The 16320-nt window shown below is 55.6% G+C and carries 12 protein-coding genes; 3 read left to right on the top strand and 9 right to left on the bottom strand.

Features of this window, described 5'->3' with window-relative positions:
- Window positions 1-15: 15 nt before the first annotated feature.
- The 8 genes from WCT94_RS16085 to WCT94_RS16050 all read right to left on the bottom strand — a co-directional run bounded on the left by WCT94_RS16085 (window position 16) and on the right by WCT94_RS16050 (window position 12410).
- Entirely contained in the window at window positions 16-1920 is a 1905-nt protein-coding gene (locus WCT94_RS16085; RefSeq protein WP_336870360.1) for a bifunctional 5-dehydro-2-deoxygluconokinase/5-dehydro-2-deoxyphosphogluconate aldolase, read from the bottom strand.
- A 46-nt stretch (window positions 1921-1966) separates the two neighbouring features.
- Complete coding sequence (locus tag WCT94_RS16080) at window positions 1967-3100, bottom strand: Gfo/Idh/MocA family protein (RefSeq protein ID WP_336870426.1); 1134 nt, start codon at window positions 3098-3100, stop codon at window positions 1967-1969.
- Window positions 3101-3140: 40 nt separating this feature from the next.
- A complete protein-coding gene (locus tag WCT94_RS16075) occupies window positions 3141-4172 on the bottom strand; it encodes an ABC transporter permease (protein WP_336870359.1) in 1032 nt (343 codons plus the stop codon).
- Window positions 4173-4184: 12 nt separating this feature from the next.
- The gene (locus WCT94_RS16070) at window positions 4185-5732 is read right to left on the bottom strand and encodes a sugar ABC transporter ATP-binding protein (RefSeq protein ID WP_336870358.1); all 1548 of its coding nucleotides are present in this window, start codon (window positions 5730-5732) and stop codon (window positions 4185-4187) included.
- A 66-nt stretch (window positions 5733-5798) separates the two neighbouring features.
- Window positions 5799-6737, bottom strand: a complete 939-nt coding sequence (locus tag WCT94_RS16065) for a substrate-binding domain-containing protein (protein WP_336870357.1) — start codon at window positions 6735-6737, stop codon at window positions 5799-5801.
- 80 nt (window positions 6738-6817) lie between these two features.
- Window positions 6818-7804, bottom strand: coding sequence for an inositol 2-dehydrogenase (gene iolG / locus WCT94_RS16060; protein WP_015839610.1), 987 nt, complete (start codon window positions 7802-7804; stop codon window positions 6818-6820).
- A gap of 757 nt (window positions 7805-8561) precedes the next feature.
- Window positions 8562-10493 carry a 3D-(3,5/4)-trihydroxycyclohexane-1,2-dione acylhydrolase (decyclizing) gene (gene iolD / locus WCT94_RS16055; protein WP_336870356.1) on the bottom strand — a complete coding sequence of 644 codons (1932 nt, stop codon included), beginning with the start codon at window positions 10491-10493 and terminating at the stop codon, window positions 8562-8564.
- Window positions 10494-10898: 405 nt separating this feature from the next.
- Window positions 10899-12410 carry a CoA-acylating methylmalonate-semialdehyde dehydrogenase gene (locus WCT94_RS16050; RefSeq protein WP_336870355.1) on the bottom strand — a complete coding sequence of 504 codons (1512 nt, stop codon included), beginning with the start codon at window positions 12408-12410 and terminating at the stop codon, window positions 10899-10901.
- Between the two features lie 327 nt (window positions 12411-12737).
- Between WCT94_RS16050 and WCT94_RS16045 the strand changes: the two genes are divergently transcribed.
- From WCT94_RS16045 to WCT94_RS16035, 3 genes are all read left to right on the top strand, one after another.
- Entirely contained in the window at window positions 12738-13601 is an 864-nt protein-coding gene (locus WCT94_RS16045; protein ID WP_336870354.1) for a MurR/RpiR family transcriptional regulator, read from the top strand.
- A gap of 54 nt (window positions 13602-13655) precedes the next feature.
- Complete coding sequence (locus WCT94_RS16040) at window positions 13656-13961, top strand: putative quinol monooxygenase (RefSeq protein ID WP_336870353.1); 306 nt, start codon at window positions 13656-13658, stop codon at window positions 13959-13961.
- A 326-nt stretch (window positions 13962-14287) separates the two neighbouring features.
- Window positions 14288-15391: an ABC transporter substrate-binding protein gene (locus tag WCT94_RS16035; RefSeq protein ID WP_180777284.1), complete on the top strand. Its 1104-nt coding sequence runs from the start codon at window positions 14288-14290 to the stop codon at window positions 15389-15391.
- 84 nt (window positions 15392-15475) lie between these two features.
- Here the strand turns inward: WCT94_RS16035 and WCT94_RS16030 are convergent, their stop codons facing one another.
- Window positions 15476-16180 carry a phage tail protein gene (locus WCT94_RS16030; protein WP_336870352.1) on the bottom strand — a complete coding sequence of 235 codons (705 nt, stop codon included), beginning with the start codon at window positions 16178-16180 and terminating at the stop codon, window positions 15476-15478.
- Window positions 16181-16320: the final 140 nt, after the last annotated feature.

Below are 16320 nucleotides of genomic sequence, written 5' to 3'. Positions count from 1 at the left end.
TCATATAGAAATGGGTTAACCGCGCTGACGCCAGACGGCAATCAGTTGCAGGTAGTTATGTTTAACTTGCTCAATCAATTCGGCGTCATCGATCTCGTTACGCAGCCATTTTTGTGCTGGCTGGGCAAACAGGGTGCGACCGACGGCAAAGCCTTTCACAATCGGGAAACCGACGGCGGCGCTGAATCCCTGCTGTAACGTTTCCAGCGGCGCATCCAGCCCCAGAATCACCACGCCCCGACAGTAAGGATCGCGCTGCGCCAGCAGCGGTGTCAGCTGTGCCCAGCCTTCGGAGGACAGCGGAGGCAGTTTCCACCAGTCCGGCCGTACGCCGAGGTTGTAGAAGCGTTGAATGGCACGCAGATAAAGCGCATCGCTATGCGGCATCCCCGCAGGCAGAATGACCTCAAGCAGCAGTTCATGGCCGGATTGACGACAGGCCTGATAGACCTCCATCACCTTCATTTCCTGCTCGCGCCGCAGCGCGTGAGCGTCTTCCGGGTGGAAGAACACCAGACATTTCACGACATGTTCTAGCGGCCAGCTCACCAGCTGTGAGCCAATATTGCCGCGCTCCATCATTAACGGGCGCGATCCCGGCAGCTCAATTGGCCGGCCGATCCACCAGCCTTTTCCAGTGATGTCATTCAGCGCATCCTGTCCGAACGTGCCGTCGCACAGCAGACCCGCTTTGCCGTCCAGCCCTGCCTGTTGTGCCGCGTCATAGCTGGCACGCAGAATCAGCTTCTTCAACGCCGGAATACGGCTGATTTCCGTGCCGCAGTTCAGCGCCATGTCTTCCAACTGGCTGCGGTGATCGAACGCGATCACGCATAGCTCGTGCCACTGTTTACGACGCGTCGTAACGCGGTGCAGGTGGTTAAGTTCTTCGTCCAAATCGGGACGTGGGACACTTGCCGCGCGGGCCAGATAGTTATCCAGCTCGATCTTGCTTGGCATCGCTGGCGCACAGCCGTGGCGTGATACCACCAGCGCGCCGCAGGCATTGGCATATGCACAGGCTTTCTCCCAGCCTTCACCGTTGAGGTAGCCACGCAGCAGACCGGACATAAACGCATCGCCCGCCCCCAGCACGTTCAGCACATCCACGCGCACACCTTTGATCGTGATGCCTTTATCCAGATGGTCAGGAATCGCGTCGCTAAACACCGAGCAGCCCAGCGCCCCGCGTTTGCACACCAGCTCCGCCTGCGTGTGCTGGCGTACCGTACGCAGCGCCTGCAAGGTATCCGTGCTGCCGCCCGCAATGTGGAACTCCTCTTCGGTGCCGACAATCACGTCGAACAGCGACAGCACCTGCTGTAACTGCTCCGTGACCGCCTGCGCTTCAACAAAACGGGTTTCGCCATCGCCCAGCGACGTCAGCCCCCACAGCACCGGGCGATAATCAATATCCAGCGCCGTCTTCACCCCGTTACGCCGCGCATATTTCAGCGCCGTCAGCACCGCTTCGCGCGTGTTAGGATGAGAGAGATGCGTGCCGGTAATCGCCAGACAGCGTGACGATGCGATGTAATCCTCGGTGAAATCTTCCGGCGAAATCGCCATATCGGCGCAGTTATCGCGGTAGAAAATCAGCGGAAAGGTATCGCGATCTTTGATGCCCAACAGCACCAGCGCCGTCAGACGTTCCTTATCGGTAATTAAATGGCTGGTGTCGCAGCCAACCTGATTCAGCTCTTCACGCAGAAAGCGCCCCATATGCTCGTCGCCCACCCGCGCCAGCATAGAAGAACGCAGCCCCTGTCGCGCCGTGCCGTAAGCCACGTTGCCGGACGACCCGCCCAGATACTTGGCAAAGCTGCCCATATCTTCCAGACGCGCGCCGATTTGCTGCCCGTACAAATCGACAGCAACGCGCCCCATGCAAATCACATCAAACGTCTTTTCCTTACTCATAGCAGCCAATCCTGTAAAAAAAGAAGAAATCACATCAGTTGGCGTATTAGCCCACGTCGTCCACATTCACCCAGCGTGCCGTTTCGTGTGACTGCACGATCGCATCCAGAACTCGCGAGACTTTCCAGCCCTCTTCGAAATCCGGCCACATCGGGACGTCAGCCGCAATGCCGTCGATCAGATCGCGCACCTCCACCGTTTTCTGATCGTTAAATCCAATACCGTGTCCGGCGCTGGCGCAGAAGGCCGCATAGTCAGGATGCTGCGGTCCGGTCAGCAGCGTTTTGAATCCCTGCCGGTTCTCCGGTTCGTCATGCCGATAGAGCTTCAGTTCCGCCATGCGTTCCTGCGTGTAGCTCAGGGTGCCTTTTGTACCGGTCACCACGTAGGTCAGCCCCATTTTACGGCCGCAGGCGATGCGCGACGTTTCGATCACGCCGCGCGCGCCGCTGGCGAAACGCACCATCGCATGCGCCTGATCTTCATTTTCGACCTGGACTACTTCGCTGCTGCCCGAGGCCGTCGGGCGTTGTGCAATCACGGTTTGCAGATCGCCGCAGACGCTGGCGATATCCCCCACCAGATACTGCGCCATGTTGACGATATGCGCCGCCAGATCCCCCAGCGCCCCCAGCCCGGCGGTTTCTTTGAAACAGTGCCAGTCCGCCGGTTTGTTCGGATCGGCCAGATAATCTTCGTTGTGCGTGCCGTAAAAATGCACCACCTCGCCAATCTCGCCGCTGGCGATAATCTCTTTGGCCAACTGCGAGGTCGGGTTCTTCATGTAGTTGAAACCCACCAACGTTTTCACGCCTGCCCGCTGTGCGGCATCAACCATTTCTCTGGCATCACGCGCGTTCAGCGCCAGCGGCTTTTCCGAGTAAACGTGCTTACCGTGCTGGATGGCCGCCATCGCCATCGTCTTATGCAGAAAGTTCGGCGCGCAGATATCCACCACGTCGATGTCCGGGTCCGCCACCAACGCACGCCAGTCCCCCGTTGAGCGCTGAAAACCGAACTCCTGCGCCCGTTTGGCCGCCAGCTCCGGCGACACTTCTGCCAGCATCGCCTTCACCAGGTTGCCTTTCAGCGGGAAGACCGTCGGCGCCTGCGCGTAAGCGATGGCATGTGCACGGCCGATATAGCCGGTGCCGATTAACCCAATGCGTACATCCTTCATATCCACCTCGGTGCAAAAAAAGAGTCGGTACGGGTGCGGCTCAAATAGCGCCGCGACGGCTCTTGGCATAGGTGTCGAACGCCACGGCCAGCACGATAATTAACCCGGTGATAATCTGTTGGTAGTAAGCCGATACGTTCATCAACACCAGTCCGTTAATCAGGATCCCCATGATGATCGAGCCGATAATGGTGCCGCTGATCCGGCCGTAGCCGCCCATCAGCGAGGTGCCGCCGATGACCACCGAGGCGATGACGCGCAGCTCGAAGGTGATCCCCGCGACTGCTTCTGCACTGCCGAGACGGGCGCTGAGAATAAAGCCCGCCAGCCCGGCCAGACAGCCAATCACGACGTAAACGCTGACCAGCACTCGCTGCACATTCACCCCAGCCAGACGCGCCGCTTCGGTGTTGCCGCCGATGGCGTACACGAAGCGGCCCCAGCGGGTTTTATGCAGCGCCAGATAGCCCAGCAAGGCGACCAGCGCGAAGATCAAGATTGGCACTGAAATACCGAGAATCTCGCCCCGACCCCACCAGCGATAGCCGGGATCAAAGCCAGCAATCGGCGCGCCGTCGTTCATCACCAGCGTTAACCCGCGCCAGATCGTCATCCCGCCTAGCGTGACGATGAACGGCGGCAGACGCAGTTTGGTGACACCCAAACCATGCAGGAAGCCGATGAAGGTGCCCATCGCCAGACAGATGCCCAACGCAACCAGCCAGCTCAAGCCATACCAGGCATCGGGATCGACGGTGGTGAAGTTGTCGCCTTTAATTACCGAGGCGGCGGTGATGGCACACACTGCCAGAATTGAGCCAACGGACAGGTCGATCCCGGCAGTCAGAATGACGAACGTCATCCCTACGGCCATGATGCCGTAGATGGAGACTTCGGTCAGAATGTTGGTGATGTTGCGCTCGGACAGAAAATTGCTGTTCTGCGACTGAAAGAAAATCAGCAGCAGAATCATGAAAATAAACACGCCAAAGCGTTCAAAAAAGGCGATTGGGTCAAAACGTCCACGCGGATTGGACGGCGTAATGCTCTTAGAAAGCGGCTGCTGGGACATGCGTCACCTCCGTTATGCTGCGTGTAATGCGTCGTGGCAAATGGCCATCATCGTCATCAGTTTTTCTTCTGTGGCGTCATCGCCATGAATTTCCCCGCTAATCCGCCCTTCACTGAGCGTGATAATGCGGTCGGAAATTGCCATGATTTCCGGCAGGTCGGAGGAAATCACAATCACGGCGACGCCCCGTTTCGCCATATCGAACAGCACCTGATGCACTTCGGACTTGGTGCCGACATCAATGCCGCGCGTGGGCTCATCCACAATCAATATTTTGGGATTCAACGCCATACAACGAGCAAGAATCACCTTTTGCTGGTTACCGCCCGACAGTTTGCGTACTTCCTGCTCGCTGTTCACCATCTTGATGTGCAGCGCCTGACGGTAGGCGTCAATGAGATCGTCTTCCTTGCGGGTGTTCACAAACCAGCGCCAGCGCATGAGCGACGAGAGGTTGGAGAGTGAAATGTTTTCCCTGATCGATAACCCCAACACCGCGCCTTCTTTCTTACGGTCTTCCGGCACCAGTGCGATGCCTTGCGACAGCGCATGCAGCGGCGTAGACGGATGGTAAGGGGTGCCATCCAGTACAAATTCACCGGTTGAGAACGCGTCGGCGCCAAACAGACAGCGTGCAATTTCCGTACGGCCTGCGCCTACCAGTCCGGCGATACCGAGCACTTCACCCGCATGCACCTGGAAATTGATGTCTTTTAGCGCGATGCCGTGTGCATCCAGCGGCGGTTTTTCCCGGCTTAAGCCCTTCACTGCCAGCCGTACCGGCTTATCCTGATGATGCGTTTCCGAAGGCGGACGGCGGTTAAATACCACGTCACGGCCGACCATCAGGCGAATAATCTCCTGCACATTTGTGCTGGCAACATCGCCGGAACCGGTGTAGCGGCCATCCTGAAACACGGTAAACCGATCGCACAGTTGGAAGACTTCATGCAGCCGGTGCGTGACATACACCACGCTCACGCCGCGTCCTTTAAGCTCGCGCACCACGCGGTGCAGGCTGTCGACTTCACTGTCGCTCAGCGCCGCCGATGGTTCATCCATCACAATCAGCTTGGCGTTCAGCGTCAGCGCTCTGGCGATTTCCACCATTTGCTGCTGCGCCACGCTCAAACGCGCCACCTGCGTTGTCGGCGCAATGTTCAATTTCAGGTAGTCCAGTACCGCTTTCGCCTCGCGGTTTACCGCCAGCGCATCCACGAACACGCCGCTGCGCTGCGGCTCGCGCCCCAGGAACATGTTCTCCGCTACGCTCATATTGGGCAGCAGATTAAATTCCTGATAAATGGTAATAATCCCCCGCTTTTGGCGCTCAACCGGCGATTCGAGCGGTAACAGCGTCTCGCCGCCAAACCAGATGTCGCCGCTGGTTTGCGGCTGCGCCCCAGCCAGCGCTTTTAATAGCGTCGATTTACCCGCGCCGTTTTCGCCCAATAGCGCATGAATCTCTCCCGGCTGTACGGTCAGCTGTGCGTTGCTCAGCGCCCACACGCCGGAGAAGCTCTTTGCCAGATTGGTGATGTTCAGTAGGGGTTCCGTCATGTTTACCTTCCTCCCGCAAGGCCGCGCGGACGCGGCCTGCTGAATACCTGTTATATAGAGAGCGACTTATTTACCCGCTTCGCCAATGCGTTCGGCATCGTTCAGGTTATCTTTGGTAATCATGGTGGGTTGGTAGTCTGCCCCGGTGATAGGCGCTTTACTGCGGATGTTATTGGTCAACTGCGTCAATGCAGTCGTTACCGCATAGCCCGGACGTTGATCGGCAGTCACGGCCAGCCAGCCGTCACGTACGCGAGCCAGCGCTTCCGGCACGGCGTCAAAGCCAGTTACCATCACGTCGCCGGGTTTCAGGCCTTGCCCCTGTAACGCTTCAATCGCGCCCAGCGCCATGTCGTCATTCGCAGAGAGGATGACCTGCGGACGCTTAGGCAGCGACGGCAGGACGCTTTCTACGATGCGCATCCCTTCGGAACGCATCCAGTTCCCCGTCTGATCGGCCACAATGCGGTACTTGCTGCCGCCCGCTTTCAGGCTGTCGCGAATCCCCTGCGTCCGCTCGATATTAGAAGAAGAGCCCGGCTGACCGGTCAGCAGAATGATCTCTGCGCCATCTGGGAATTTGGTTTTGACATAGTCGGCAATCGCCTGACCGCCTTTGTAATTATTCGCCCCAAAATGCGGCACGGCTTTTTCCGTTTTCACCGAACGATCCAGCGTCACCACCGGCAGTTTGGCATCCTGAATTTCGGTCACGGCGCTGGAAACGGCATTGACGTCATTCGGTGACACCACGAAGCCGAGTGCGCCACGCGTGATGGCATTTTCCAAATCGGCAGCCTGCTTCGGCGAGCTACCCTGCCCATCCAGCACCTGCAAATTCACGCCCAGTTCTTTGGCGGCTTTGACGGCGGTGCGCTGCATGTGAACTTCAAACGGCATAGCGAGATTCGGCGTACTGAAAACGATTTGTTCATTTTGGGCCTGAGCAAGACCAGACAGACCCAGTGCGATGGCGATTGCGGTAACGCTGATGATCTTTTTCATATGTCTTTTCTCTTCATCTGCTTCTGTTATGGGTATGGGTGTAGGGTTGAAAGCAGGTAAAACACGATGTGCCGATGCGGTTACACGGCGACCTCCTTGCCTTGGGCCAGGGATTCAAAGGCTTTATCCGCCAGATTCAACGCACGCTCACCGTCCAGACCGGAGCACTCCGGCTGGGTGCGGCCATTCAGCACGTCGACAAAGTGCTGCCACTCTGCCGCGTAGGCCGCGTGATAGCGTTGCAGGAAGAAATATTCGGGTTTCGCCGCCAGACAGCCGTCGTCGGTCCACTGCTCGACCACGTTTTCGCGAATATTTCCCGCGCTAAGCACGCCTTTCGCGCCATGCAGCTCAAGGCGCTGATCGTAGCCGTAGCCGGAGCGGCGGCTGTTGACGATGGTCGCCATCGCGCCAGAGGCGAACTTCAGCACAATAAACGCGGTATCGATGTCGCCCGCTTCACCAATGGCCGGATCGACCAGATTGCTGCCTTGTGCAAAGACCGACACCGGCTCCTCGCCCATAATGAAGCGCGCCATATCGAAATCATGAATCGTCATGTCGCGGAACATACCGCCGGAAACGCGAACATATTCGGCAGGCGGTGGCGACGGATCGCGGGAGATAATCAGCAGAGATTCCGGCTTGCCGATGCGCCCCTCGCCAGCCAGCGTTTTGACGCGGCGGAATTGCGGGTCATAGCGGCGGTTGAAGCCCACAAACAGCGGCACGTTCTGCTGTTTGACGACGGTCAGGCAATCGCGAACGCGGGCAATATCCAGATGCACCGGTTTTTCGCAGAAAATAGCTTTGCCATGTTTGGCAGCCAGCTCAATCAAGTCGGCGTGCGTGTCGGTCGCGGAGGCGATCAGAACGGCGTGCACTGCCGGATCGTTCATGACTTCATCCACGGTTTGCACTTTGGTATGGTAGCGTTCGGCCAGCGTCGCGGCATTAGTTGGGTTGGGATCGACAACCGCGTACAGATTGGTTTCTTTGTGTGCCGCGATGTTCACTGCATGGACCTGACCGATGCGGCCCGCGCCCAGTAAAGCGATGTTAAACATAGGTGCTCCCTTGCTGCCTGAGTGGCGTTTAATGCCAGACTGAAAAAGTGACGGATAACGGCTAGTCGCATTCTCCCCAGCCCCATCATCACCCGCTCTTTACCGCGAATCCTGATAGGTAAAATAAAACATTTATTTCAGTTTTGTATAAATTGAAAATTATGTTTTTGCGTGCCAGTTAACATTTTCATGACATCTTCGCTGTTTTCTGCAACCCCAATCACACATCTAATGAGTATGTCTGTGGCGGTATACCGGAATGTCAGAGGATCGCTCAGACGCTGGCGTAAAAAGGAGGGAAAAATGAAACCGTGGTTTGAAAATGAAATGGACATTTCAGATTGGTTCAGGAATATAAGGGAGGATTAGGCAACACTACAGATCGCAAACTTCATCTGCACAGACTGTCTCTTCATCACATTTTATTCAGATTCAGAGACAGTTTCGTGCGCTACAATAAAGACATTCCATGCCACCTCGTAGCACGCGCCCGACACAGGGCGGCTCAGTTGCCGTCGCCCTGTGAACCCTGGCTTTCGGCTAAATTATGTCGCTACGCGATGCCATCGGTGTTCATGAGCACGATTCGAGCCGCCAGTGACGCGTTCCCTACGCGGCACTGGCTTTCGCGGCATCCATGCCGCTCACTCGATGCTCACGTCCACCGCTGCATAATTTTTACGCCGAATAACACCCAAATCCCACTTACATCCCGACATTATTTGTGACTCAGAAATAGCCACTAAGGGGAGATCACCTAATATTGCCGTGCGCGGGAGAGCGCGGCTTTCACACTATTGGCGGCAGACTCGATCTCTGGGTTATCCGCAACCTGCGCCGTGCCGGTGCGCCACCAGGATTCGTAGCCGTGCGTCATGGTCTTCGGTAGCACCTTGATATCCAGCAGCACCGGCCCCGCATGCTGGCGTGATTCCACCAACGCCTGCCTAAGCGAGGCTTCATCATGCACTCGCCACGCTTTACAGCCGTAGCTTTCCGCGTTCTTGGCGAAATCGACCGGAATGAGCGCCCCGCGCAGTTGTCCCGATTCCGCATCGCGGTAGCGGTTTTCCGTACAGAAACTCCCCATTCCCTGACTCATTTGCAGGTTGTTGATGCAGCCGAAGCCCGCGTTATCGAACAGCAGCACGGTGATTTTAATACCTTCCTGTACCGCCGTTTGCAGTTCGGTGTGGAGCATCAGATAGGAACCATCACCGACCATCGCGTAGACGGGCTGCTGTGGTGCCGCAAGGCGTGCGCCAATCGCCGCCGCAATCTCGTATCCCATGCAGGAGTAGCCATATTCCAAATGGTAGCTGTCCGGCGTCTTCACCTGCCACACGCGCTGTAGATCGCCCGGCAACGAGCCCGCCGCGCCCACCACAACCGCGTTGTCTTCCAGCTCTTCATTTAGTATGCCCAGCACGCGCGTTTGCGTCAGATGGGTATGCAGCATCTGGCGGTATTCATCCAGCTTGTCTTCCAGACCGTCCACCACTTCCGGCACCAGTTCGCCTTTGTCCTGCACGGTAAACAGCCGCTGTAGCTCGCGTTCCCATTCCGCACGAGCCTGTTCAACGGCCTGCTGCCAGCCGCTGCGATACGACACCGTCGCCAGCCGTTCGGCCAGTGCCTCCAACCCGACGCGCGCATCGGCGATCAGTGGCAGTGCATCCAGTTTTAGCGCATCAAATTCGGCCACGTTGAGCAGTAAAAATTCGACGTTCGGGTTCTGAAATAGCGACTTGGAACCGGTGGTAAAATCGGTTAAACGCGTCCCGACACCGATAATCAGATCCGCCTCGTGTGCCAGCCGATTCGCCGCCAGCCCGCCCGTCACACCGATACCCCCGCAGTTCAGCGGATGTGAGGAAACAATCGCGCCTTTGCCCGCCTGCGTTTCGCCAAACGGAATCGCAAACTGCTCGGCAAACTGCGCCAGCGCATCATGTGCGCCGGAATAACGAACGCCACCGCCGCAAATCAGCATCGGACGGCGCTTGCTGGCAATCAGCGTTGCCGCCTCATCCAGCCGTGCCGCATCTGGCGGGCGACGTTCGAGGTGATGGACGCGTTTGCGGAAAAACGAGGCCGGATAATCCCAGACTTCCGCCTGCACATCCTGCGGTAAACACAGCGTTACCGCGCCGGTATCGGCCGGATCGGTCAGCACGCGCATAGCGTTAATCAGCGCACTCATCAGCTGTTCAGGACGATTAATGCGATCCCAGTAGCGAGAAACCGGTTTAAAGCAGTCATTGGTGCTGATCGACAGATCGTGATATTGCTCAACTTGCTGCAACACCGGATCCGGTTGGCGGCAGGCGAAGAGATCGCCGGGCAGCAGCAGCACCGGAATGCGGTTGGCGGTAGCGGTCGCGGCGGCAGTCACCATATTTGCCGCCCCCGGCCCCACCGACGAGGTCACGGCATAGATTTTCCGCCGCTTGTGCTGTTTAGCAAACCCGACGGCGATGTGCGCCATTCCCTGTTCGTTGCACCCCTGATGCACAGTGAGACGGTTTGCCTCCTGCTCCAGCGCCTGGCCGATGCCCAGCACATTACCGTGACCAAAAATGGTCATGACGCCCTGCACAAAGGGGGATTCTTCACCGTCTACGCTGAGGTATTGCTGGTTGAGAAACCTGACCAGCGCTTGCGCCATGGTGATGCGACACGTATCCATTGATCTACTCCTACCTGTTTTATCCAGACGGCTAGCCACCGTGCTGGCCATAGAAACGATTTCTATGTCAGTCGGCATAAAGTTTCGTGCGTGTTGCGCAAATTACTTCTTTTCCACACTGCTGCACACGCCCGACACGGGGCAGCTCAATCGCCGCTGCCCCATGACCCCAGGCTTTTCCACGGGAAATTGCGTCGCTACGCGATACCTTCGGCGTTCGTGCCCGTAGCCGGGCCACCAGTGACGCGCTCCCGACGCGGCACTGGCTTTCGCGACATCCTTGTCGCTCACCCGACGGTCACGTCACCTCAGCGCAATTTTTTACGTGAAAGAAAAAACAATAAAAATCTGCACTGCTATTTATCGTAATGAACCAGCCGGAGTTTTAGTTCTTTCATAACATCCTCACTCTAGCGTGGGCATGATGAAGCTGCTGGCGTGGTGTTCCAGACGGACGCTGGCAGGCCAGCGGCTGGTGACGGTTTTCATGCGGGTGTAGAAGCGTACGCCGTCGTTGCCGTGGACATTCAGCGGCCCAAAAATGGAGCGCTTCCAGCCGCCGAAGCTGTGGAACGCCATCGGTACCGGAATCGGGACGTTCACGCCAACCATGCCGGCCTGCACTTCTTCGCAGAACTGACGCGCCGTTTCACCATCGCGGGTAAAAATAGCCGTACCGTTACCGTATTCATGGTTGTTGATCAGCGTTACCGCCGTCTGGTAATCCGGCACGCGCACCACGGACAGTACCGGGCCAAAAATCTCTTCCTGATAGATCTTCATTTCTGGCGTAACGTTATCGAACAGCGTCGGCCCAATAAAGTAGCCTTGCGGGTGCCCTTGAACAGACAGCGTGCGGCCATCGATACGCAGCGTCGCGCCCTGATCGATGCCACTTTGAATATAGTCGGCAATCTTCGCCCGGTGCGGTGCGCTGATCACTGGCCCCATCTCATTTTCCTGCCCGTCCACCAGCCCCGGTCCGACGCGCATCGCGTTGATCTGTGCGTTCAGACGCTGATTCAGCGCTTCCGCCGTGTCATCGCCAACAGCGACCACCACTGACAGCGCCATGCAGCGTTCGCCCGCCGCGCCAAATGCCGCGCCCATAATCGCGCTGGCCGCCATGTCCATGTCGGCATCCGGCATCAGAATGCAGTGGTTCTTCGCCCCACCCAACGCCTGACAGCGTTTGCCGTGCGCCGATGCCGTCTGATAAATGTATTCCGCCACCGGCGTCGATCCCACAAAGCTCACCGCCTGCACGCGTGGATCGGTCAGCAGGACATCCACCGCTTCTTTATCCCCCTGAACGACGTTAAACACGCCGTCTGGCAGGCCCGCTTCTTTCAGCAGTTGCGCCAGCAGCAGCGAGAGCGACGGATCTTTTTCAGAGGGTTTCAGCACAAAGGTATTGCCGGTCGCCAGCGCAATCGGGAACATCCACATGGGCACCATCGCCGGGAAGTTGAACGGCGTAATTCCAACACACACGCCGAGCGGCTGCATAAGTGAATGGCTATCTACACCGGTGCCGACATTCGCCGAGTGCTCGCCTTTTTGCAGATGCGGAATACCGCAGGCAAATTCAACGACTTCCAGACCGCGCGTCACTTCCCCCACGGCATCGGAATACACCTTGCCGTGCTCCTGTGAAATCAGCCGGGCTAGCGTATCCATTCGTTCTTCCAGCAGCGCTTTGAAGCGAAACAGCACGCGCGCGCGACGCAGCGGAGAGTGTTTTGACCACGCAGGGAATGCCGCCGCCGCACTGGCAATCGCCTGCTCGACTTCCGCCTTATCAGACATCACAACCTGGCGAATCTGCTCGCCCGTCGCGGGGTTATACACCGCGGCGTAGCGTTGGCTGTTGCTGGAGGCAATCGCCCCCTGAATGAAGTTAGATACGGTTTCCATGTTTACACCTTTGTGGGTTTTGAGGAGACAAACGGCTGATATCGGATTACAGTATATGAAATGAATATTCCATTTAACGTAAAAATAAAATAAATGTTGATTATTGTGATCCGCTGCGAATTTTTAGGTAAACTTGAAAGCAGCTGTCCATAAAGACAGGTGAGCAGCCTCTGAAAATAGCCGTATCGGTAAAAGGTGTGCCGCCGGACATGTCGTACAGATAAAACAGCCGTATCCAGAAATGAATTTTCTGTTCCGTTTCAGGCGCCAGTCAGGAAATCGCGCTAATGGGATAGGTTCTTATACGTCTTTGGGAGATAACCCGATATGCCCATGGCAACCAGCCTGAGAGAATTACAGGAACAGATCCGCGAACGCTATGATTCACTCAGCAAGCGGTTACAGCAGGTGGCGCATTATGTGCTGGATAATACCAATAGCATCGCTTTCGATACCGTCGCGGTGATCGCCGAACGCGCTGACGTTCCCCCCTCAACCCTGATTCGCTTCGCCAACGCCTTTGATTTCAGCGGCTTCAACGAAATGAAACAGCTGTTCCGTATGAACCTGGTGGAAGAAACGGCCAGCTATACCGACCGGGCGCGGCTGTTTCGGGCGATGGAAGCTGACGCCGTGCCAGAAACGCCGCTGGATATTCTGCACGAGTTTGCCCGCTCAAACGCGCAGGCGATGCAGCAGCTCGCGGCACGCACTCCGCAAGAGGATCTGCAAAAAGCCGTCGATCTGCTGGCACAGGCGGATACCATCTATATCGTCGGGCTGCGGCGCTCGTTCAGCGTCGCCACTTACCTCACCTATGCGCTTAGCCATCTGGAAAGCAGCCCTATTCTGGTCAACGGCCTGGGCGGCATGTTTCGTGAACAGCTCAGCCGTGTCAGTGCACGCGATGTGGTGGTTTCCATCAGCTTCTCGCCCTATTCACAGGAAACCGTGATGGTCAGTGAGATGGCCGCGAAGGCCGGAGCGCGGCAAATTGTCATTACCGACAGCCAGATCAGCCCGCTGGCGACGCTCAGCGATGTCTGCTTTGTGGTGAAGGAAGCGCAGGTTGATGCGTTCCGTTCACAGTCCGCCACGCTGTGTCTGGTGCAATCGCTGATGGTATCGCTGGCATACCGACAGGGAAACGGAAACGGCGCAGAACAGAGCGAAAAACAGCAGCGCGGCTAGCCAGTAGCCAGAACCGTTTAATCAGCAGGATAACCATGTAGGGAGAGCCGTTTTATGCTAAAAGTCATCGCACAGGATTTTATTAAGCCTGAGTGCATCGAAATCGTTATGCCGCTGTACCGTGAATTAGTAGAGAAAACCCGACAGGAACCGCTGTGCATCTCCTATGAGCTTTTTATCAATCAGAAAGATCCGGGGCATTTCACCTTTATCGAAACCTGGCCGGATAGCGCCGCGCTGGATATTCACTGCCAGACCGAGCACTTCCAGCGGCTGGTGCCGATGATCAATAGCTACCAGCGCGCCGAGTGCACTTTCCTGCTGATGGATCCCTTTGACAGCACGACCTCCTCGCTGTAACCCATCCGATTTTAGGTCGCCTGGCGGCCTAAATATCGTCGTAATTCCTCGTTATTCTGCTTTCGTTGATGCCAAATTTTAATTCATTTTTTTTGAATTAAAATCTCAATTTTTTCTTATTTCACATTATTCACAACCGGATAACATACAAAAACCCTCTGACAACCCAAGATTTAACGGTTAAGTCAGCAGGATAATGAATATCAAACAAATTAAATAATTTGATATTCATTCTAATGATTCTGCTTATGCCTTCTTATTCTGGCAACAGCCGCAAAGAATAAAGAGTGCATCGGTAGATATCGGCTCTCATTCAGGAGGAATCGATGTTTAAACTAAAACAGGTGGTCGCATTTACGGCGCTGATGGCGACGGCAGCGACCAGCTATGCGGCAGTAGAAGCCGATAAGCGCCCGATTAACGAGCTTTATCAAAATGCGTTACGGGAAGGCGGTATTGTGACCGTCTACGCAGGCGGTGACACCCCGGGTCAGCAGGATGGCATCAAACAGGCGTTTGAGAAACGCTTTCCGGGCATGAAACTCAACGTCATTGTGGATTACAGTAAATTCCACGATGCCCGCATTGATAACCAGCTGGCAACGAATACGCTGGTGCCGGATGTGGTACAACTTCAGACCTTGCAGGATTACCCACGCTGGAAAAAAGAAGGCGTGCTGCTGAACTATAAACCTATCGGCTGGGACAAAGTGTACCCCGCGTTTAAAGACAAAGACGGCAGTTGGACCGGCGTATTTGTCGATGCGTTCAGCAACGTGGTCAATACAAAACTCATTGCCGAAAATGCCTGGCCAACAGAAGCGAATGACTATCTACGTCCCGATCTGAAAGGCAGCATTGTTTTAACCTATCCAAACGATGACGACGCCGTGCTGTTCTGGTTTAAGCAGGTCGTGGATAAATACGGCTGGGAGTATGTCGCTAAATTCAAAGAACAGAACCCGGTTTACGTTCGTGGCACACAGGCTCCCGCAGACGATGTTGAAAGCGGTAAGTCAGCAGCAACATTCTCAACCGACGGTGCACTGGCTCCCGATCAAAACGCAAATTCGCGCTTCGTTCTGCCCAAAAGCGATCCGTTTGTTTCCTGGGCCCAACGTGCAGCCATTTTCAAACAGGCTAAACACCCGGAAAGCGCCAAGCTGTATCTGAGCTGGCTGCTGGATAAAGAAACGCAGAGCAATGTCTGGTATATGTGGTCGGTGCGTACTGACGTGGCACCACCCGCTGGTTATAAACCTATCTGGGAATATAAGAACACCAGCCCGCAGGCTTTTGCTGACTTTATGAGCGATCGTGCGGCGGTAGAATCGTTCCGTGCCCAGATCGGTCTGTATCTTGGTGAAGTAAAAGGTGAACCGTCCCCAGGTAATCTGGGGCTGCATCCCAAAGAAGCTCTACCTCATTAATATGTTATTTGTGTTCTGATTATTCTGCGATAACCCCGTCTTCCGACGGGGTTATTTTTAGGCTTACTTTTTGTACAGCGATAATTATGGGCGAGGTGGATAAATTCCATTTAACGCGATACAGGCTCTTAATGCGGTTTGAGGCGGAATATTAGAAACAGGCAGTGAAGCGCCGTTATTACTTACGGCGACCGTACCACCACCGCCAGTTATTTCTCCTCCGCTGACACCCGCCAGCGGAACCTGTGTAGTCGCAGCCCCCGGTGCCGCATAAATAAGCGCAGCAGGTTTATCAGGCGTGGCTAGCTGGTTAGCTGCCTTGGTAGGCGTATTTGACGTGCCCTTATCTGTCGTTGCGTTGATGACAACAGGCTTCTGCGTGCCTGCGATAGGCGTGAACGTCGCTACATGACTGTGAACAGGCATTTGAGCAACGGTCAGCGTGTGAGTTTCCGCTCCACGTTTCTCCCCAAAGGCAACATTCTCCATTCCAGGCCCTTGACCTAACCCAATCGGGCTTCTGCCACGTAAGTCTGGGATACCAAACGTTGTACGCCCATCCCCTCCATAGGTCGTCCCCACAAGACTGTATAATGCCTGATAACTATTAATAGGTAAGACCTGTCCCAGCGCTTCAGTATAGTTATTCGGGCAATAACTTGCTGCTGTATAACAAATAGACCCCGTGTACGCTTCGCTGCTACACGTCGCGTGCGCTACTTGAGAAACGGAAAACAGAGAAAGCCCTGTTGCTGCCATACATAAATACGTTTTCAGACCACTTTTCATATGAATTTTCCTTATGCCATCCCATTGATAATCACGACAGGGTTTCCCCTCTCAGATAAACGGCGGTAATAAAATAGTCGTTAAGTCATATCGGCGATATTTATCATCGATTTATTGGCTTAATTATTTATGTAAAAACT

The organism is Pectobacterium sp. 1950-15 (assembly GCF_037136835.1).
Classification (GTDB): Bacteria; Pseudomonadota; Gammaproteobacteria; order Enterobacterales; family Enterobacteriaceae; genus Pectobacterium.
This window is presented reverse-complemented; position numbering and strand designations above follow the sequence as displayed.